The 19,518-nt window shown below is 53.6% G+C and carries 16 protein-coding genes; 5 read left to right on the plus strand and 11 right to left on the minus strand.

What is annotated here, in order from left to right:
* Nucleotides 1-26: 26 nt before the first annotated feature.
* From FDX14_RS12925 to FDX14_RS12935, 3 genes are all read right to left on the minus strand, one after another.
* A complete protein-coding gene (locus FDX14_RS12925) occupies nucleotides 27-467 on the minus strand; it encodes a PTS sugar transporter subunit IIA (protein WP_038637318.1) in 441 nt (146 codons plus the stop codon).
* 103 nt (nucleotides 468-570) lie between these two features.
* Nucleotides 571-1,341, minus strand: coding sequence for an ABC transporter permease (locus tag FDX14_RS12930; protein ID WP_042312267.1), 771 nt, complete (start codon nucleotides 1,339-1,341; stop codon nucleotides 571-573).
* Complete coding sequence (locus tag FDX14_RS12935) at nucleotides 1,338-2,264, minus strand: ABC transporter ATP-binding protein (protein ID WP_042312269.1); 927 nt, start codon at nucleotides 2,262-2,264, stop codon at nucleotides 1,338-1,340. Before FDX14_RS12935 ends, FDX14_RS12930 begins: the two co-directional genes overlap by 4 nt.
* A 108-nt stretch (nucleotides 2,265-2,372) precedes the next feature.
* Here FDX14_RS12935 and can point away from each other — a divergent pair, with 108 nt between their 5' ends.
* Entirely contained in the window at nucleotides 2,373-3,035 is a 663-nt protein-coding gene (gene can / locus FDX14_RS12940) for a carbonate dehydratase (protein WP_038637306.1), read from the plus strand.
* A gap of 93 nt (nucleotides 3,036-3,128) precedes the next feature.
* On the opposite strand, the gene hpt is transcribed toward can, so the two are convergent.
* Entirely contained in the window at nucleotides 3,129-3,665 is a 537-nt protein-coding gene (hpt, locus tag FDX14_RS12945) for a hypoxanthine phosphoribosyltransferase (RefSeq protein WP_042312274.1), read from the minus strand.
* Between the two features lie 203 nt (nucleotides 3,666-3,868).
* On the opposite strand from hpt, the gene FDX14_RS12950 reads away from it, so the two are divergent.
* A complete protein-coding gene (locus FDX14_RS12950; RefSeq protein ID WP_137349662.1) occupies nucleotides 3,869-6,259 on the plus strand; it encodes a glucose/quinate/shikimate family membrane-bound PQQ-dependent dehydrogenase in 2,391 nt (796 codons plus the stop codon).
* Between the two features lie 85 nt (nucleotides 6,260-6,344).
* On the opposite strand, the gene cueO is transcribed toward FDX14_RS12950, so the two are convergent.
* Nucleotides 6,345-7,955, minus strand: coding sequence for a multicopper oxidase CueO (gene cueO / locus FDX14_RS12955; protein ID WP_137349663.1), 1,611 nt, complete (start codon nucleotides 7,953-7,955; stop codon nucleotides 6,345-6,347).
* 153 nt (nucleotides 7,956-8,108) lie between these two features.
* Here cueO and FDX14_RS12960 point away from each other — a divergent pair, with 153 nt between their 5' ends.
* Nucleotides 8,109-8,456 (plus strand): YacC family pilotin-like protein, encoded by a 348-nt coding sequence (locus tag FDX14_RS12960; RefSeq protein ID WP_003018667.1) that lies wholly within the window; start codon nucleotides 8,109-8,111, stop codon nucleotides 8,454-8,456.
* 33 nt (nucleotides 8,457-8,489) lie between these two features.
* On the opposite strand, the gene yacL is transcribed toward FDX14_RS12960, so the two are convergent.
* The gene (yacL, locus tag FDX14_RS12965; RefSeq protein WP_003018670.1) at nucleotides 8,490-8,852 is read right to left on the minus strand and encodes a protein YacL; all 363 of its coding nucleotides are present in this window, start codon (nucleotides 8,850-8,852) and stop codon (nucleotides 8,490-8,492) included.
* Nucleotides 8,853-9,026: 174 nt separating this feature from the next.
* Nucleotides 9,027-11,624, minus strand: a complete 2,598-nt coding sequence (acnB, locus tag FDX14_RS12970) for a bifunctional aconitate hydratase 2/2-methylisocitrate dehydratase (protein WP_072277008.1) — start codon at nucleotides 11,622-11,624, stop codon at nucleotides 9,027-9,029.
* 448 nt (nucleotides 11,625-12,072) lie between these two features.
* On the opposite strand from acnB, the gene FDX14_RS12980 reads away from it, so the two are divergent.
* Together FDX14_RS12980 and FDX14_RS12985 are read left to right on the plus strand one after the other, a co-directional pair.
* Nucleotides 12,073-13,668, plus strand: a complete 1,596-nt coding sequence (locus tag FDX14_RS12980; protein ID WP_137349665.1) for a DUF3300 domain-containing protein — start codon at nucleotides 12,073-12,075, stop codon at nucleotides 13,666-13,668.
* A 10-nt stretch (nucleotides 13,669-13,678) separates the two neighbouring features.
* Nucleotides 13,679-14,473 (plus strand): DUF2950 family protein, encoded by a 795-nt coding sequence (locus FDX14_RS12985; protein WP_042312284.1) that lies wholly within the window; start codon nucleotides 13,679-13,681, stop codon nucleotides 14,471-14,473.
* Between the two features lie 61 nt (nucleotides 14,474-14,534).
* Here the strand turns inward: FDX14_RS12985 and traT are convergent, their stop codons facing one another.
* From traT to aceF, 4 genes are all read right to left on the minus strand, one after another.
* Nucleotides 14,535-15,266, minus strand: coding sequence for a conjugal transfer complement resistance protein TraT (traT, locus tag FDX14_RS12990; protein ID WP_061382962.1), 732 nt, complete (start codon nucleotides 15,264-15,266; stop codon nucleotides 14,535-14,537).
* Nucleotides 15,267-15,463: 197 nt separating this feature from the next.
* Nucleotides 15,464-15,748 carry a hypothetical protein gene (locus tag FDX14_RS12995; protein WP_060855471.1) on the minus strand — a complete coding sequence of 95 codons (285 nt, stop codon included), beginning with the start codon at nucleotides 15,746-15,748 and terminating at the stop codon, nucleotides 15,464-15,466.
* A gap of 269 nt (nucleotides 15,749-16,017) precedes the next feature.
* Nucleotides 16,018-17,442, minus strand: a complete 1,425-nt coding sequence (lpdA, locus tag FDX14_RS13000) for a dihydrolipoyl dehydrogenase (protein WP_003018686.1) — start codon at nucleotides 17,440-17,442, stop codon at nucleotides 16,018-16,020.
* Between the two features lie 175 nt (nucleotides 17,443-17,617).
* Entirely contained in the window at nucleotides 17,618-19,510 is a 1,893-nt protein-coding gene (aceF, locus tag FDX14_RS13005) for a pyruvate dehydrogenase complex dihydrolipoyllysine-residue acetyltransferase (protein ID WP_137349666.1), read from the minus strand.
* Nucleotides 19,511-19,518: the final 8 nt, after the last annotated feature.

A 19,518-nucleotide genomic window follows, 5' to 3' on the forward strand; every position in this document is an offset into this window, starting at 1 on the left:
AGCAAAAGCACCATCAATACCAACGATTAATACTCATACAAATCATGCTTCAATACGAAGGGGGGATTTTTTTGTTGTTGATGCCAGAGACTTGAGACTTCCGGCCCGCCAAGCGTAACAATGCAATCGCGAAACGCAGAGCTGCTCATTGATTCCCGCGACGAAAGCATTCTCTCAAGCAATGAATAGCTGATACCTGAAATCACTTCACACTGGGGGTGTTTGTGGCTCATTAACGAGGCCACGCGGTATGGTGCGGCCCCCGCGGTATCCGTCAGGAAGATCACGCCCTCGCCTGAGTCAGTAGCATGCAGAGCGTGGCACATCATGCGGCTCAACATATTTGAGCTGAGTCCACGCCAAAAACTTACCGCCTGGCATTGGGCCAACGGGCCGTGCTTCTGCTCCAGACGATGCAGCATATCCTGTGCCTTATCGTCATGACAGGTAATTACCCAACCTAACATTGCCTACCTCCTTAGCAGGCAAGTAGTTTATCAGTGTGATAAATACATAATGGTGATAAGCGTCAAAAGTCTTCCTCTCCCGAGCAGAGAGAGGAAGAAAGAATTAACTGCGCAAACCGCGCCCACGCTGGATCAGGTACCAGCACAGCAAATAAAACACCGCGATGAACACCACCAGCACGCCAAACGTGGTGACCAGCGGAACATCATGGATACCCAGGAAACCGTAGCGGAACCCGCTGATCATGTAGACAATTGGGTTCAGGTGCGACAGCCCCTGCCAGAACGGCGGCAGCAGCGTTAACGAATAGAAAACGCCCCCCAAATAGGTCAGCGGCGTCAGCACAAAGGTTGGGATCAGGCTGATATCGTCAAAGGTTTTGGCGAAAACCGCGTTCAGCAGCCCGGCCAGTGAAAACAGTACCGCCGTTAACACTAGCGTGAGCGCAACAAAGACCCAGGAGTGCACCTGGAACGGCACGAAGAAAAGTGAAATAGCCGTTACAAGGATCCCTACGCACAGGCCACGCGCCACGCCACCGCCGACAAAACCCGCGATAATGACGTGCGTCGGTACCGGAGCGACCAGCAGTTCTTCAATATTGCGTTGAAACTTGGCGCTAAAGAATGACGATGCCACGTTAGCGTACGAGTTGGTGATCACCGCCATCATAATCAGCCCCGGCACAATAAATTGCATGTAGCTAAAACCATGCATTTCGCCGATACGCGAGCCAATCAAATTACCAAAAATAATAAAATAGAGCGTCATGGTGATGACGGGAGGAACCAGAGTCTGGACCCAGATACGCATAAAGCGGTGGATCTCTTTCGCCCAGATGCTTTTTAGCGCAACCCAATAAAGCTGCATCATGCGCGATCTCCTTGTTTTTCATGCACCAGAGAAACAAACAGTTCTTCCAGTCGGTTCGCTTTGTTACGCATACTTAATACCTGAATACCCTGGGCGCTCAGTTGTGAGAACACGCTGTTAACCCCTTGCTCACGCAGAACTTCCACTTCCAGCGTCGAGGTATCAACCAGACGATACTGATACCCTTCCAGTTTTGGCAGCGGGCTTTTTGGCGCCAGATCGAGGATAAAAGTTTCAGATTTCAGTTTAGAGAGCAGACTCTTCATTGAGGTATTTTCCACCAGCTCACCGTGCTGAATAATACCGATATTACGACACAGCATTTCCGCTTCTTCGAGATAGTGGGTAGTCAGAATAATCGTGGTGCCTTTGTCGTTTAAATCTTTTAAAAAGCCCCACATTGAACGACGTAGCTCAATGTCGACGCCCGCCGTCGGTTCATCGAGAATCAACAGCTTTGGCTGATGCATCAGCGCCCGCGCGATCATCAGACGACGTTTCATCCCACCGGAAAGCATACGCGCACGTTCGTTACGTTTTTCCCACAAGTCGAGCTGTTTTAGATATATTTCGCTACGCTTAACGGCTTCTTTATGCTCAACGCCATAGTAGCCTGCCTGGTTGACCACGATCTGCTGCACGGTTTCAAACGGGTTAAAGTTAAACTCCTGTGGCACCAGACCAAGCTGACGTTTAGCGTTAACCGTATCTTTATCGAGATCGTATCCGAAGACGCTTACCCGTCCGGAAGTTTTATTCACCAGCGAACTGATAATGCCGATGGTGGTAGATTTACCTGCGCCATTCGGTCCCAAAAGCGCATAAAAATCACCCGCTTCGACTTGCAAATCTATGCCGCGTAGCGCCTGCACGCCACCGGGATAGGTTTTCTTAAGTTCTTGAAGTTCCAGAGCAATGGTCATGGTTTTTTACTTACCTTACGTTCTGACATTTCATATATAGTTTAATTAATGCTGGAGTTACCCTATATTAGCCCATCGAATTTATCTGGTTTCGGGTCGTACAACTCCATGAAAGACATAGATACACTCATCAGCAACAATGCACTATGGTCAAAGATGCTGGTAGAAGAGGATCCCGGATTTTTTGAAACGCTGACACATGCGCAGAATCCACGTTTTCTATGGATTGGATGTTCCGATAGCCGCGTTCCCGCTGAACGATTGACCGGTCTGGAACCGGGCGAATTATTCGTCCACCGTAATGTTGCCAATCTGGTTATTCACACCGACCTGAACTGCCTCTCAGTGGTTCAGTATGCGGTGGATGTGCTGGAAGTGGAACATATTATTATTTGCGGCCACTACGGATGCGGCGGCGTCCAGGCAGCGATTGAAAATAAAGAACAGGGGCTGATTGATAACTGGTTACTGCATATTCGCGATATCTGGTTTAAACACAGCTCACTGCTTGGCGAAATGCCGCAGGAACGCCGCATGGACACCCTGTGCGAACTGAATGTCATGGAGCAGGTCTATAACCTGGGTCATTCAACGATTATGCGATCCGCCTGGAAGCGCGGTCAGAAAGTCACCATTCACGGCTGGGCCTACGGTATTCATGATGGCCTGCTGCGCGATCTCGACGTCACCGCCACCAGCCGCGAAACGCTGGAGCAGCGCTATCGCCAGGGCTTATCTAACCTCAGCCAGAAACACTGCAACCATAAATAATGAGACATTGCCGGGAGGCGGCTATGCCTTACCCGGCCTACAAACCTGCGCCGTAGGCCTGATAAGTGAAGCGCCATCAGACACTCCAGCCAATTACTCGTCCAGCAGCACCACTTTGCCAACGTACGGCAGATGGCGATAACGCTGAGCATAGTCAATGCCGTAGCCGACCACAAACTCATCTGGAATAGAGAATCCGATAAACTCAACCGGGACATCCACTTCACGACGGGAAGGTTTATCCAGCAGCGTACAGATAGCCAGGGATTTCGGCTCGCGCAGGCTCAGAATCTCACGCACTTTAGACAGCGTGTTGCCGGAGTCGATGATGTCTTCGACAATCAGCACGTCCTTGCCACGAATGTCTTCATCCAGGTCTTTCAGGATTTTAACATCACGCGTGGTAGACATTCCGCTGCCATAACTGGATGCAGTCATGAAATCGACTTCGTGGGAGACATGCACTTCACGGCACAGGTCCGCCATAAACATAAATGAGCCGCGTAACAGACCAACCAGCACCATATCGCTGCCGCTGTCCTTATAACGTTCGTTAATCTGACGTCCCAGTTCAGCAATACGCGCTTTGATCTCCGCTTCCGGGATCATGACTTCAACAGTATGTTTCATATCTCTAACCATATGATTTAAAAACAAATCACTCAATGCTTACTTTTAATAAGCGAGCATCTAAGCGCAAGGCACGCAGTATACCAGCAAAAGCATTCATCCGCGGCATCTGTTGATAAAGTTCATAATGTGACAATCGTCACGCGTTTTAACTCCTATAATTAACTGCTATTAAAGAAATAACACCTGTGATGGTATTTTTTATGGCAAATAACAACGTACGATCCCAACGACTTATCGTGACACTGAGTGCTCTGTTCGCCGCACTTTGTGGACTCTATCTTCTGATTGGCGGAGGCTGGCTGGTCGCCATCGGTGGCTCCTGGTATTACCCGATAGCGGGTCTGGCCATGCTCGGCGTGGCCTTCCTGCTATGGCGTAGTCAACGCTCCGCGCTTTGGCTGTATGCTGTCCTGCTTCTCGCCACCATGATTTGGGGCGTATGGGAAGTCGGCTTTGATTTCTGGGCATTAACACCGCGTAGCGACATCCTAGTCTTCTTCGGTATCTGGCTGGTTCTGCCGTTCGTCTGGCGTCACCTGATCGTCCCTTCCAGCGGCGCGGTAACGGCGCTGGTCGTCGCACTACTGATTAGCGGCGCGATCCTGACCTGGGCGGGTTTCAACGATCCGCAGGAAGTACACGGCACGCTGAGCGCGGATACCACCCCGGCCGAAGCAATTTCACCGGTGGCCGACAAGGACTGGCCCGCTTACGGGCGCAATCAGGAAGGTCAACGCTACTCACCGTTAAAACAAATTAACGCCGACAACGTACATCAATTGAAAGAAGCCTGGGTATTTCGCACCGGTGATTTAAAACAGCCAAACGATCCGGGTGAAATCACCAATGAAGTCACGCCGATCAAAGTTGGTGATACGCTCTATCTGTGTACCGCCCACCAGCGTCTGTTTGCGCTCGATGCGGCGAGTGGTAAAGAGAAGTGGCATTTCGATCCCCAACTCAATACCAACACCTCTTTCCAGCACGTAACCTGTCGCGGCGTTTCTTATCATGAAGCACGTGCCGATAACGCCAGCCCGGAAGTGGTGGCTGACTGTCCGCGCCGCATCATCCTGCCGGTGAACGATGGCCGTCTGTTTGCCCTGAACGCGGAAACCGGCAAGCTGTGCGCAACCTTCGCCAATCAAGGCATCCTCAACTTACAAACCAACATGCCGGATACCACGCCGGGTCTGTATGAGCCGACGTCACCGCCCATCATCACTGATAAAACCATCGTGATTGCCGGGTCGGTGACCGATAACTTCTCCACCCGCGAAACTTCCGGCGTTATCCGTGGCTTCGATGTGAATACCGGTAAGCTGCTGTGGGCATTCGACCCAGGTGCCAAAGATCCCAATTTCATCCCGTCAGATGAACATACGTTCACCTTTAACTCACCAAACTCCTGGGCCCCTGCGGCCTATGACGCGAAGCTGGATCTGGTGTATCTGCCCATGGGCGTCACCACACCGGACATCTGGGGCGGTAACCGCACGCCGGAACAGGAACGTTATGCCAGCGCCATCCTGGCGTTAAATGCCACTACCGGGAAGCTGGCCTGGAGCTATCAAACCGTTCATCACGATCTATGGGATATGGACTTACCGGCGCAGCCAACGCTGGCGGATATCACCGTTAAAGGCCAGAAAGTCCCGGTCATTTACGCCCCGGCGAAAACCGGTAACATCTTCGTGCTCGACCGCCGTAATGGTGAACTGGTGGTACCTGCCCCGGAAAAACCGGTGCCGCAGGGTGCAGCCAAAGGTGATTACGTCAGCAAAACCCAGCCGTTCTCCGACCTTACCTTCCGTCCGCAGAAAGATTTGAGCGGCGCGGACATGTGGGGCGCCACCATGTTCGACCAGTTGGTGTGTCGCGTAATGTTCCACCAACTGCGTTATGAGGGCATCTTCACCCCACCTTCAGAGCAGGGCACGCTGGTGTTCCCTGGCAACCTGGGGATGTTCGAATGGGGCGGAATCTCCGTTGATCCCAACCGTCAGGTGGCGATAGCCAACCCGATGGCGCTGCCGTTTGTCTCGAAGCTGATCCCACGCGGCCCAGGTAATCCGATGGAGCCGCCGAAAGATGCCAAAGGCACCGGCACAGAATCAGGAATTCAGCCACAGTACGGCGTGCCGTTCGGCGTCACGCTGAATCCGTTCCTGTCGCCATTTGGTCTGCCGTGTAAGCAGCCAGCCTGGGGCTACATCTCCGCCGTGGATCTGAAGACCAATGAAGTGGTGTGGAAAAAACGTATTGGCACCCCGCAGGACAGCATGCCGTTCCCAATGCCGGTTCAGGTACCGTTCAATATGGGAATGCCAATGCTGGGAGGGCCTATCTCCACCGCCGGTAACGTGCTGTTCATTGCCGCAACCGCCGACAACTATCTGCGCGCCTACAATATGAGTAACGGTGAAAAACTGTGGCAGGGCCGTCTACCGGCAGGTGGACAGGCGACACCGATGACCTATGAAGTGAATGGCAAGCAGTATGTGGTGATCTCCGCCGGAGGCCACGGGTCGTTTGGCACGAAGATGGGCGATTATATCGTGGCGTATGCATTGCCGGACGACGCTAAATAACTGAAAAGCCCGGTGGTGCTAAGCTTACCGGGCCTACGGATGCGACATGTCGGCCGGGCAAGGCGAAGCCGCCCCCCGGCTTTTTTTATACCGTGAATCCGAGCATCATGCCGGTATCTTCATGCTCTAACAGATGACAGTGCGCCATATAGGCATGCTCTTTCGGCGCGTCGTGGTCAAACTTCACCAGCACCTCGCTGACGCCGCCTTCTACCCGCACCGTATCCTTCCATCCCGCGCGGTGCGCGGCAGGCGCTTTGCCATTCTCAGACAAAATGCGGAACTGGGTGCCGTGAATATGGAACGGATGCAGCATCATGTCGCCCTGACCGGAAATCACCCAGCGCTCATGCTGACCTTTCGCCGCGGCGAACATGGGTTTATTCATATCAAACGCCAGACCGTTAATCCGGTTGGCATTATGGAAATCAAATGATCCCGCCTGCTTCATGTTGCCATGCTGCATATTCCCCATGTTGCCATGGTTCATATTGCCATGATTCATCTTCCCGTGGCCCATATTGTCATTATTCATATGGTCCATCATCTTCCCATGATCCATACCCGCCATCGCCTGACCGCCGTATTTCTTCATCAGCATTTGCATGCCCATCATGTCGAGCATCGGATCCATAGACAGCTGTAGTTTGCGCACCGTCAGGCCATCCAGTGACGGCAATGACGGCATGGATGTCAGCGAATCAGGCAGCGTTGCGGAAGCAGTAATCAGCAGCGGCTGAACGCGCATCACCGGGTGCGGCTTATCAAATGGCGCAACCGCCATCCCCATCTGGCTGACAGGAAGAGTGACCAGATCAAACGCCTTACCGTCGCTCACATCCACCAGCACTTCAAAGCGCTCGCCCATCAGCATAGGAAGTTCAGTTACTTTGACCGGTTCCGCCAACAGTCCACCATCGCTGGCAATAACGTACAGAGGACGATTGTCGCTGGTGGCAATATTCAGCGAGCGAGCGTTACACCCGTTCAGCAGGCGCAAACGCAGCCAACCGCGCGGCGCGGCATGTTGAGGATAAATCGCGCCGTTGGTCAGCAGCGTATCGCCAAACCAGCCGACGGCAGCGGTCATCATGTCCAGTTGATAGTTGATCTGTCCATCGGTGGAAAACTGCTTGTCCTGAATAATCACCGGCACATCATCAATGCCCCACTGCTTCGGCAGCAGCAGTTTGTGGATCTCTTCATCTTCAATCAGCACCAGTCCGGCCAGCCCCATCGCCACCTGGCGACCGGTTTTACCATGCTGATGTGGATGGAACCAACAGGTTGCTGCCCGTTGATCCGGTGTGAAAGTGACGGAACGTTTCCCGCCTGCCGGGATAATACCTTGCGGCCCACCATCAACTTCACCAGGAATTTCCAGCCCGTGCCAGTGCAACGTCGTCTCTTCGGCAAGCTGGTTGTGGATATCCACCGTCACCGATTGCCCTTTGTTTAGCTTTAGCGCCGGTCCGAGCAAATTGCCGTTATATCCCCACGTCGTGGCGGTTTTACCTGCAAAGTTCGACTGCCCGGCTTGTGCAATCAACTGAATGCGATTAGAAGCATCGGCGGTTAACAGGTCTGGAATGGGTAATGCCGGACGGTCGGCGGCAAATACGCTACGGCTCCACAGAGGTAATGCTGACGCGACGCCCAGCGCCACGGAGTACTTTAAAAAGTCACGACGTTGCATAATCACTTCCTTATATTCAGCAGCTTAAGCAGGCTATCTTTTAAGCATAAGCCTTCCCCTTACGGGAAGGTCAAGTAAACGGCTAATAATAAAGGTCGTCGCTTCGCTCGCAGTGTGCTAACGTTTAAATTCCGTGATGCAGTGGTAGAAGCAATGAAGACGTTTTTCAGAACAGTTTTGTTCGGCAGCCTGATGGCCGTATGCGCAAATAGCTACGCGCTGAGCGAGTCCGAAGCCGAAGATATGGCCGATTTAACGGCAGTTTTTGTTTTTCTGAAAAATGACTGTGGATACCAGAATTTGCCAAATGGGCAGATCCGTCGCGCACTGGTCTTTTTTGCCCAGCAAAACCAGTGGGACCTGAGCAATTACGACACCTTCAACATGAAGGCACTGGGTGAGGACAGCTATCGCGATCTCAGCGGTATCGGCATCCCAACGGCAAAAAAATGCAAAGCGCTGGCGCGTGACTCGTTAAGCCTGCTGGCGTACGTGAAGTAACAGACATAGCGGAGCCCGCTGGCTCCGCATGGATTAACGCTGTTGCACAAATTCGCGGTACGCCGCGACCACTTGCAGAAAATCCTCTACGCCGCAGAGCGAAAAGCTCTCTTCGTCGTAGTAGCTCATCCCCTCTTCCATTTCATCGCCCGAGAACTCGAGCTGATTGGCGCGAACCATCACCTCTTCGCCATCCAGCCAGAGCGTGTATTCATGCCCTGCTCGCTGCCAGGAGCGCTCACTGCCCTTCACCGCACGCGCCGCCTGTTCCACTTCATCAAGTAAGGCCAGGTTCTCTTTCACTTCCTCATTAAACCAGTGCCCCACCACCTCGTGGCCCATGGACATACGCACTTTTACCACTCCGGTAATATCGCGCAGAAATTCGTAATCCATAATGTCTTCCTCTGCTCCCGGCAATGCGCCAATACCGCATTGCGCCTTGCTGTAATTATCGCAGCAGCGCGGCAGAAAAAAAGCGTAGCGGGTATAAGGAATAGAAATAAAAATGCCCGGAGAAGCTGACTTCTCCGGGCATTGATGCGTTTTTACACAAAACGCGTTAACGCATTAGACTGCGGTCTGGAAAATCACGCCGTCCGCTTTCTCGGTGTACTGAGAAAGCTGGTCGAAGTTCAGATAACGGTAGGTATCCACCGCCGTCTTATCCACCTGAGCCACATAGGTCTGGTACTCTTCCGGCGTCGGCAGCTTGCCGATCAGCGCCGCAACCGCCGCCAGCTCCGCAGAGGCCAGGAAGACGTTCGCCCCGGTCCCTAAACGGTTCGGGAAGTTACGGGTAGAAGTGGAAACCACCGTCGCACCGTCGGCCACACGCGCCTGGTTCCCCATACACAGGGAACAGCCCGGGATCTCAATACGCGCGCCGCTCTTACCAAACACGCTGTAGTAGCCTTCTTCGGTCAGCTGCGCCGCGTCCATACGGGTCGGCGGTGCCACCCACAGGCGCGTCGGCAGCTGGCCTTTGTGCGCATCCAGCAGCTTACCAGCAGCGCGGAAGTGGCCGATGTTGGTCATGCAGGAGCCGATGAACACTTCGTCGATCTTCTCGCCCTGCACGTCAGACAGCAGACGCGCGTCGTCCGGATCGTTCGGCGCACACAGGATTGGCTCTTTGATATCCGCCAGATCGATGTCGATCACCGCCGCGTATTCCGCATCAGCATCGGCTTCCAGCAACTGCGGATCCGCCAGCCATTTTTCCATGCCCTGCACGCGACGTTCCAGCGTACGACGGTCGCCGTAGCCTTCTGCAATCATCCACTTCAGCAGCACGATGTTGGAGGTCAGGTACTCGATAATCGGTTCTTTGTTCAGCTTGATGGTACAACCGGCAGCGGAACGCTCGGCGGAAGCATCGGTCAATTCGAACGCCTGCTCGACTTTCAGATCCGGTAGACCTTCAATTTCCAGAATGCGGCCAGAGAAGATGTTTTTCTTCCCTTTTTTCTCAACGGTCAGCAGACCCTGTTTGATCGCGTACAGCGGGATGGCGTGTACCAGATCGCGCAGCGTGATACCCGGCTGCATTTTGCCTTTGAAGCGCACCAGAACGGATTCCGGCATATCCAGCGGCATCACGCCGGTCGCGGCAGCAAACGCCACCAGACCAGAGCCCGCCGGGAAGGAAATACCAATCGGGAAACGGGTATGGGAGTCACCGCCAGTACCCACGGTATCCGGCAGCAGCATGCGGTTCAGCCAGGAGTGAATAACGCCATCGCCCGGACGCAGCGACACACCGCCGCGGTTCATGATGAAGTCTGGCAGCGTGTGATGCGTGTTCACGTCAACCGGCTTCGGATACGCGGCAGTGTGACAGAAGGACTGCATCACCAGGTCAGACGAGAAGCCCAGACATGCCAGGTCTTTCAGTTCGTCACGGGTCATCGGGCCAGTGGTATCCTGGGAACCCACGGAAGTCATCTTCGGTTCGCAGTACGCGCCCGGTCGGATGCCTTTCACGCCGCAGGCACGGCCAACCATTTTTTGTGCCAGAGAGAAGCCACGGCTGCTTTCTGCCACGTCTTTCGCCTGACGGAAAACGTCTGAGTGCGGCAGACCCAGCGCTTCACGCGCTTTGGTGGTCAGGCCACGGCCGATAATCAGCGGGATACGGCCACCGGCGCGGACTTCGTCGAGCAGCACGTCGGTTTTCAGTTCGAAGGTTGCCAGCAGCTCACCGGTTTCGTGGTTGCGCACTTCACCACTGTAAGGGTAAACGTCAATCACGTCGCCCATGTTCATGTTCGACACGTCGACTTCAATCGGCAGCGCGCCCGCATCTTCCATGGTATTGAAGAAGATAGGCGCAATTTTGCCGCCGAGGCACAGACCGCCGCCGCGCTTGTTCGGCACATGCGGGATATCATCGCCCATAAACCACAGTACGGAGTTGGTCGCCGATTTACGGGAGGAACCAGTGCCGACAACGTCACCGACGTAGGCCAGCGGGTAGCCTTTTTTCTGTAATGCTTCGATTTGTTTGATCGGGCCAACTACGCCCGGCTGATCCGGGTCAATGCCTTCACGGGCGTTTTTCAGCATCGCCAGCGCGTGCAAAGGAATATCCGGGCGGGACCAGGCATCCGGGGCCGGAGAAAGGTCATCGGTGTTGGTTTCACCCGTCACTTTAAAGACGGTAACGGTAATTTTTTCAGCAAGCTGAGGACGGTTCAGGAACCATTCGGCATCAGCCCAGGACTGCATTACCTGCTTCGCATATTCGTTGCCCGCTTTGGCTTTTTCTTCTACATCGTAGAAGTTATCGAACATCAGCAGCGTTGAAGAGAGCGCTTTGGCGGCAATCGGCGCCAGTTTTGCGTCGTCCAGCGCATCGATCAGCGGATGAATGTTGTAACCACCCTGCATGGTGCCCAGCAATTCAATGGCTTTTTCTGGCGTGACCAGTGGGGAGGTGGTGTCGCCTTTCGCGACAGCAGCGAGAAAACCGGCTTTAACATATGCGGCTTCATCTACGCCAGGAGGAACGCGGTTGATCAACAGGTCTAACAGGAATTCTTCTTCGCCCACAGGCGGGGTCTTCAGCAGCTCGACAAGTGCGGCCATTTGGGTTGCGTCTAAAGGTTTTGGCACAATCCCCTGGGCAGCACGCTCAGCTACGTGCTTACGGTATTCTTCTAGCACGACGATATCTCCTCGCTCTCATTGTCATAATGCGGCGCTTTTGTTGATGGGCGATTCTCTTCACGCTCCTGTGAGACAGTAGTTAGTAGGGTAAATGCCCGGTACCGCATAAGGCACAATAACAGGATTTTCTTTAAGTGTTAATCTGTTTACAAAAAAGCAACATAAAAAATTGGCTGAATCGTTAAGAATGGTGTAGCGGCGAGGCGAGGCGCATTTCAGAGGGATTAAGATTGCCGTAAAGCGGTTGATTTTCAAGCGCGACATGCTGAATTTTCCAGCGTTTTTTAAGCCATCAGATATAATTGTGTAATAAATACTCACACTCTTTTTCCGGACCTGCCGGCTGAATCCCCAATAAAAGTCAAAACTGTCAAACACGGGTGCATGATACTCGCGACAACAGGAACGCCTCACGGCACAGCACTTGTCTCGTTGGAGTCATTTTATGAAGTTGCCATTTAAGCCACACCTGCTTGTTCTTCTGTGCAGTGCCGGGTTGTTTGCCGCCTCTGGCGTCATGTTCGTTAAAAGTCGCGTAACGGAGCCCGCTGCTCCGGCCCCCGTCGCACAACAACCTTCAGCGCCGGCTCCCGCCCCCGTAGCGGCCCCTGCTCCCGTTGACCAACCTGCGCCTGCTGCTGCGCCGACATACTCGGCTGCGCAAATCGATCAGTGGGTGGCACCTATCGCGCTCTATCCGGATTCACTGCTGTCACAAATTTTGATGGCCTCAACCTATCCGGCTAACGTCATCCAGGCCGCGCAGTGGTCAAAAGATAATCCCAAAATGCAGGGCGATGCCGCCATTCAGGCCGTTGCTGGTCAACCCTGGGATCCCAGCGTGAAATCACTGGTCGCCTTCCCACAACTGATGTCGCTGATGGGCGAAAATCCGCCGTGGGTACAAAGCCTGGGTGACGCTTTCCTCGCGCAACCGAAAGATGTCATGGACTCTGTGCAACGTCTGCGCGCGCTGGCGCAACAAACCGGGGCGTTGCAATCAACACCGCAACAGACCGTCACTACTGTGACAAAAGCAGCACCGGCTAAAACCGTCACCAGCGAGTCAACAACCAGTTCTACTACCACGACCGCCACGACAAGCCCAACGGTTATCAAAATTGAATCCGCCGATCCGCAGGTGGTGTACGTCCCCACCTATAATCCGAACACGGTTTACGGTACCTGGCCCAATACCGCCTATCCACCAACCTATCTGCCGCCAACGCCCGGCGAACAGTTTGGCAACAGCTTCGTGAACGGTTTAGGCTTCAGCCTCGGTGTCGCCACAACCTATGCCATCTTCAGCAATATCGACTGGGATGATGACGATGACTGGGACCACCATCATCACGATGACTGGGATAACCATGGCGGGTATAACCGCAACGGCGATAACAACATCAATATAAACGTTGATAACTTCAATAAAATCAGCGGGCAACGGCTGACGGACGCCAACCGTACCTGGCAGCACAACCCGGCCTATCGCGAGGGTGTGCCGTACCCTAATAGCCAGCTTAATAACCGCTTTCACCCCACTAACACGGCAACGGGCTTAAGCTCAACCCAGCAACGACCAGTCAACCGTGATAGCCAGCGTCAGGCAGCCCTGAGCCAGATGGAAAAATCAACGGGGAAAACATTCCCGCAAACGGCGCGTACGGGCACGAGAGACGCCCAGCGTCAAGCATCCAGCCAACAGCTGAAGCAGATTTCCCAGCGTAACAACTACCGTGGTTACGATACCAAACCACAAACGGCGCAACGGGCAAACACTCAGCAGCGTGAAAATCGCCAGGCTGCCACCCAGCGCCAGGAGAAACGGATCACACAACCGGCGCAGCAACGCAATGTGCAGCAGCGTAATCTTCAACAGTTCCAGCCGCGCGCCAATGCGCTGAGCGGTAATGACAGTCGCTCCGCCAACTGGCAGGCACAGCAGCAGCGAGGGGCCCAAAGCAGGCAGTTCGCCCGCAACCAACCATCTCGCCAGCTATCCGGCGGTCGTGCTGAACACCGTGAATTCCGTCATCGTTAAGGGAACCGACATGAAAAATAAACTACTCAGTGGAATGGTGTTGTTCATGGTTTCGGCCACCGCGATGGCACAGCAATCCTTCAGCACGCCGGACCAGGCCACCGATGCGCTGGCAAACGCTATCAGTGAGCAAAATGAAAGTGCGATGAACAACCTGCTTGGGGAAAACTGGCGCGAGTTTCTGCCGCCGGAAGGCGTCGACCCCGATGCGGTAGACCGCTTCCTGCGCGACTGGAAGGTTCGCCATAACACCGTTGTCGACGGTAATACCGCGCACCTGGTGGTCGGGGACAGCGACTGGCAACTGCCGATCCCGGTGGTTAAAACCACTTCTGGCTGGCAATTTGATATTAAGGAAGCGGCCGAAGAGATCCTGACCCGTGAGATTGGGCGCAACGAACTCGCTGCCATCGAGGCATTACATGCCTATGTCGATGCTCAGCAAAGCTACTTTGCGATGAACCAGACGTACGCACAAAAGATTGTCAGCTCTGAAGGGAAAAAAGATGGTCTGTACTGGCCCGTTTCACCCGGTGAAGCGCCAAGCCCGCTGGGGCCAGCCTTCAGTCCGCAGGAACCCGGCACAGGCTATCACGGTTATCATTTCCGTATTCTTCCCGACAAAGCCAGCGGCTTTGCGATGGTTGCCTGGCCCGTCAGCTACGATCATACTGGCGTGATGAGCTTTATGGTCAACGGTGATGACAAGGTCTATCAGGCGGATCTTGGCGAGGAGTCGCAGCGAAAAGCACAGGCGTTAACCGCCTACCACCTGGATAAAACCTGGCAGCCTGTCGCGCCCTGAATCCCCAGAATCGAAGGATGAGTTGCCGGGTAAGCGTAGCCACCCGGCAACTCGCAACAAATTACAGGATGTTAGCGACAGATTTCGCCAGTTGAGCTTCCAGAACCGGCTTCGCTTCTTCGAACTTCAGGTTCACTTTATTGGCATTAGATACTACTCGGGTCTGATATTTGGCGCGATCGCCTTGCGCAGTGCTGGTTTGCAGCTTGATGCCGGACGTCCCCTGACGCAGCGCGGCAACGTTATCTGTTGTCACTTTCGCTTTGCTGCGCTCGGAGATTTGCAGGTCAGTGACCATGGTGTAGTTTACGTCTTCCACCATCGCATCAGCAGCCATACCGATCAGTCCCGCTGCCAGGCCAACGCCCAGCGCCGCACCGGAGGAGTTGCTGTTATAAGCGGTAATCCCCGCGCCTAAAGCAGCTCCCATCGCCGCCCCTTCATAACCGGTCTTCAGGAAGCCCTGAGCTTCGCGCAGATCCATTTTGTCCGCTTTCAGTACGTTCGCCTGCACCCAGTAGTAAGCGCTGTCCGGTGAACTGGTCACTTTATAGCCCTTCGCGGACAGGTCATTTGCCAGCAGGGTTTGCAGGTTGCTCATGTCTTTATCGGAAGTGTTTTTCACCTGAATGTAGACGGTCTTCTCGCTGGAAGGCTCCAGCCAGATGGTCTCACTCATCTGCGTTTTCACTTCAAGATTACGTTTTTTAACGGCGGTGGTCATGGCGCCACACCCGGTCAGCGTCATTGTCGCGACAACCATGCCAACAACCGCGATTTTTTTTAAAGACATGTTTTTTCCTTTTTTCGTGTAATAGAGAGTCCAGAGCCTCTTAACCGCGCGGCCAGTAGCCACACAATGGCGAAAAAAGTATCGGCAGTTGCGCAATTTTTTTTAGCGGAAATATCAATAAGATGACTACCAGAACTGGTAGTTTGGAATTGGCGACGCTCACGTCAGCGTGAATTTGTCTGACGTGAGCGGGAGAGTTAATTCTGATGCGGCATTAATTCAGGATAACCTTTAAACGCCGGCTTCGTGCTGGTAAGTGCTACTTCATCAGCTCGAATGCTGCCAGAGTTTGTGGCCCACACACCTTCCTGTGTCTGGCTAATCTGCTGATGCTGCGCATTCAAATTTTGTCCCATTGCTGCAATATGCGTGCTTTCGGTACCACCGCTGTTGGTAGCCCATGGGATGACGGCGTCCTGCGCCAGCGCCATGCCGGAAATAAACACGGTAGTCATTACTGCTGCTTTTAAAAAACGTTTCATCATTTCCCCTCTCAATTTGTTATCACGCTATTAGTTTAGAGGGTTATTAATTTCATCTAATGACAAGATAAGGTGATTTATTTCTTGTGAAACAGTACGTTGACTTGGAATGGAGATTTCATGCGGTTCGGGCGTATCGTGCGGTACGGGAAAAAACATTTTCTGGCAATTCGGCGATTTACCTTAATTTTTGCCAGATTTTGACACTATTGTGTAACAAACACATAAAAAAAGCGGCCATTCAGCCGCTTTTTATCATTTTGGAAAAATTACTTTTTCTTCGCTTTCGGGTTCGGCAGGTCGGTGATGCTACCTTCGAACACTTCAGCTGCCAGGCCAACGGACTCGTGCAGAGTCGGGTGAGCGTGGATGGTCAGCGCGATGTCTTCAGCGTCACAGCCCATTTCGATCGCCAGACCGATTTCACCCAGCAGCTCGCCGCCGTTGGTACCGACAATCGCCCCACCGATCACACGGTGAGATTCTTTGTCGAAAATCAGTTTGGTCATACCGTCTGCGCAGTCAGAAGCGATAGCACGGCCAGAAGCAGCCCACGGGAAAGTGGCGGTTTCGTAGCTGATGCCTTTTTCTTTCGCTTCTTTCTCAGTCAGACCAACCCATGCAACTTCTGGTTCAGTGTACGCGATGGATGGGATAACTTTCGGGTCGAAGTAGTGTTTCTTACCGGCGATAACTTCAGCGGCAACGTGACCTTCGTGAACACCTTTATGCGCCAGCATCGGCTGACCGACGATATCGCCGATAGCAAAGATGTGCGGCACGTTGGTGCGCAACTGCTTGTCAACGCGGATGAAGCCACGGTCGTCAACTTCCACGCCAGCTTTGCCCGCATCGAGGTTTTTGCCGTTCGGTACACGACCGATAGCCACCAGCACGGCATCGTAACGCTGTGCTTCAGCAGGCGCTTTTTTGCCTTCCATGGAAACGTAGATACCGTCTTCTTTCGCTTCAACGGCGGTCACTTTGGTTTCCAGCATCAGGTTGAATTTCTTGCTGATGCGCTTGGTGAAGACTTTAACCACGTCTTTATCGGCAGCCGGGATAACCTGATCGAACATTTCAACCACGTCGATCTCTGAACCCAGCGCATGGTACACGGTACCCATTTCCAGACCGATGATACCGCCGCCCATAACCAGCAGGCGCTTAGGAACCGTTTTCAGTTCCAGCGCGTCAGTGGAATCCCACACACGCGGATCTTCATGCGGAATAAACGGCAGTTCGATCGGACGGGAACCCGCCGCGATGATCGCGTTGTCGAAGTTGATCACGGTTTTGCCGTTTTCGCCTTCAACTTCCAGGGTGTTCGCCCCGGTAAATTTACCCAGACCGTTAACCACTTTCACTTTACGGCCTTTAGCCATACCAGCCAGACCGCCGGTCAGTTGAGTGATAACTTTTTCTTTCCAGGTACGAATCTTGTCGATATCGGTTTTCGGCTCGCCAAAAACGATACCGTGTTCAGCCAGCGCTTTGGCTTCTTCGATAACTTTTGCTACGTGCAGCAGCGCTTTAGAAGGGATACAGCCGACGTTCAGACAAACACCACCGAGGGTGCTGTAACGTTCTACGATGACGGTCTCCAGACCTAAATCTGCGCAACGGAAGGCAGCAGAGTAACCTGCAGGGCCTGCCCCAAGTACCACGACCTGAGTTTTGATTTCAGTGCTCATCATGACCTCTTAATTTATACCCGTCGTCCACCGGGTCGTTCTATCCGCCCGTATTTTACAAAATTGTTAACAATTTTGAAACAACAAACGGCAACCGATTTGTCTTTCGCACAATAACCTCACTGACTTCATGAGATTACCAGAAAAAAGCCGGCCGTCGGGCCGGCTTTTTCGCTTACATCACCAGGCGGCGAATGTCAGACAGCATGTTGTTGATGATGGTGATAAAGCGTGCACCATCCGCACCGTCAATTACACGGTGGTCGAAGGAGAGCGAAATCGGCATCATCAGACGCGGCATAAACTCTTTACCGTTCCACACTGGCTCCATAGAGGACTTGGAGACACCGAGGATCGCCACTTCCGGCGCATTCACAATCGGCGCGAAGTGGGTAGTACCCAGGCCACCGATGCTGGAGATGGTGAAGCAACCGCCCTGCATTTCGCCAGCGGTCAGCTTGCCATCACGCGCTTTCTTAGAGATGGTGGTCAGTTCGCGAGACAGCTCGGTAATGCTCTTCTTGTTCACGTCTTTGAAGACCGGAACAACCAGACCATTCGGGGTATCTACCGCAACGCCGATGTTGATGTATTTCTTCAGGGTCAGACGCTGACCGTCTTCGGACAGAGAGCTGTTGAAGCGCGGCATCTGTTCCAGAGCGGCAGCAACGGCTTTCATGATGAAGACTACTGGGGTGAATTTCACGTCCAGTTTACGTTTTTCAGCTTCGGCGTTCTGTTGTTTACGGAACGCTTCCAGATCGGTGATATCGGTCTTGTCGAAGTGAGTAACGTGCGGGATCATCACCCAGTTACGGCTCAGGTTAGCACCAGAGATTTTCTGGATACGGCCCAGTTCCACTTCTTCGATTTCACCAAACTTGCTGAAGTCCACTTTCGGCCAGGGCAGCATGCCCGGGATACCGCCGCCAGCAGATGCTGCCGGTGCAGACTCGGCGCGTTTAACCGCTTCTTTCACGTAAGCCTGAACGTCTTCACGCAGGATACGACCTTTACGACCGGTGCCTTTCACTTTCGCCAGGTTCACACCAAACTCGCGCGCCAGGCGGCGAATCAGCGGAGTAGCGTGGACGTAAGCGTCGTTTTCAGCGAAGTCAGATTTACCTTCCGCTTTTGCAGCTGGAGCCGCTGGCTTCTCAGCTTTCGCCGCAGGAGCCGGAGCCGCCGCTTCCTGTTTAGCCGGAGCGGCCGCAGGTGCTGCGCCTTCAACTTCGAAGACCATAATCAGAGAACCGGTTTTCACTTTGTCGCCGGTGCTGATTTTGATTTCTTTCACGGTACCCGCGAACGGAGCCGGAACTTCCATAGAGGCTTTGTCGCCTTCTACGGTGATCAGTGATTGTTCAGCGGCAATTTTATCGCCCACTTTAACCATCACTTCAGTGACTTCAACTTCATCACCGCCGATGTCCGGTACGTTAACTTCTTTGGATCCAGAGGCTGCCGGAGCCGGAGCTGCTGCTGGGGCCGCTTCAGCTTTCGCCGGGGCAGCCGCGCCAGCAACGCCCGCCACTTCAAAGATCATAATCAGGGAGCCGGTAGACACTTTGTCGCCGGTGCTGACTTTGATTTCTTTCACGGTGCCTGCGAACGGCGCCGGAACTTCCATAGAGGCTTTGTCGCCTTCAACGGTGATCAGAGACTGCTCAGCCGCAACGGTGTCGCCCACTTTAACCATCACTTCGGTCACTTCGACTTCGTCGCCGCCGATGTCCGGTACGTGTACTTCTTTCGCCGCTGCCGCAGCAGGTGCTGCTGCCGGAGCCGCTTCTTTCTTCTCTTCTGCCGGAGCAGGTGCAGCTGCTGCTGCACCATCGGCGGAATCGAAAATCATGATCAGTTTGCCGGTCTCAGTTTTGTCGCCAACAGAGACTTTAATCTCTTTAACGATACCAGCCTGAGGAGACGGAACTTCCATAGAGGCTTTGTCGCCTTCTACGGTGATCAGCGACTGTTCAGCTTCAACTTTGTCGCCCACTTTGACCAGGATCTCGGTGATTTCAACTTCATCAGCCCCGATGTCCGGTACATTGATTTCGATAGCCATTATTCTTT

The organism is Citrobacter sp. wls710, assembly GCF_005281115.1.
GTDB classification, from domain to species: domain Bacteria; phylum Pseudomonadota; class Gammaproteobacteria; order Enterobacterales; family Enterobacteriaceae; genus Citrobacter; species Citrobacter werkmanii.

What these genes read in the sequence shown, in the direction of transcription:
- FDX14_RS12925 (WP_038637318.1), bottom strand. Translation starts at nt 467, where the DNA reads ATGTTAGGTTGGGTAATTACCTGTCATGACGATAAGGCACAGGATATG.
- FDX14_RS12930 (WP_042312267.1), bottom strand. Translation starts at nt 1,341, where the DNA reads ATGATGCAGCTTTATTGGGTTGCGCTAAAAAGCATCTGGGCGAAAGAG.
- FDX14_RS12935 (WP_042312269.1), bottom strand. Translation starts at nt 2,264, where the DNA reads ATGACCATTGCTCTGGAACTTCAAGAACTTAAGAAAACCTATCCCGGT.
- can (WP_038637306.1), top strand. Translation starts at nt 2,373, where the DNA reads ATGAAAGACATAGATACACTCATCAGCAACAATGCACTATGGTCAAAG.
- hpt (WP_042312274.1), bottom strand. Translation starts at nt 3,665, where the DNA reads ATGAAACATACTGTTGAAGTCATGATCCCGGAAGCGGAGATCAAAGCG.
- FDX14_RS12950 (WP_137349662.1), top strand. Translation starts at nt 3,869, where the DNA reads ATGGCAAATAACAACGTACGATCCCAACGACTTATCGTGACACTGAGT.
- cueO (WP_137349663.1), bottom strand. Translation starts at nt 7,955, where the DNA reads ATGCAACGTCGTGACTTTTTAAAGTACTCCGTGGCGCTGGGCGTCGCG.
- FDX14_RS12960 (WP_003018667.1), top strand. Translation starts at nt 8,109, where the DNA reads ATGAAGACGTTTTTCAGAACAGTTTTGTTCGGCAGCCTGATGGCCGTA.
- yacL (WP_003018670.1), bottom strand. Translation starts at nt 8,852, where the DNA reads ATGGATTACGAATTTCTGCGCGATATTACCGGAGTGGTAAAAGTGCGT.
- FDX14_RS12980 (WP_137349665.1), top strand. Translation starts at nt 12,073, where the DNA reads ATGAAGTTGCCATTTAAGCCACACCTGCTTGTTCTTCTGTGCAGTGCC.
- FDX14_RS12985 (WP_042312284.1), top strand. Translation starts at nt 13,679, where the DNA reads ATGAAAAATAAACTACTCAGTGGAATGGTGTTGTTCATGGTTTCGGCC.
- traT (WP_061382962.1), bottom strand. Translation starts at nt 15,266, where the DNA reads ATGTCTTTAAAAAAAATCGCGGTTGTTGGCATGGTTGTCGCGACAATG.
- FDX14_RS12995 (WP_060855471.1), bottom strand. Translation starts at nt 15,748, where the DNA reads ATGAAACGTTTTTTAAAAGCAGCAGTAATGACTACCGTGTTTATTTCC.
- lpdA (WP_003018686.1), bottom strand. Translation starts at nt 17,442, where the DNA reads ATGAGCACTGAAATCAAAACTCAGGTCGTGGTACTTGGGGCAGGCCCT.
- aceF (WP_137349666.1), bottom strand. Translation starts at nt 19,510, where the DNA reads ATGGCTATCGAAATCAATGTACCGGACATCGGGGCTGATGAAGTTGAA.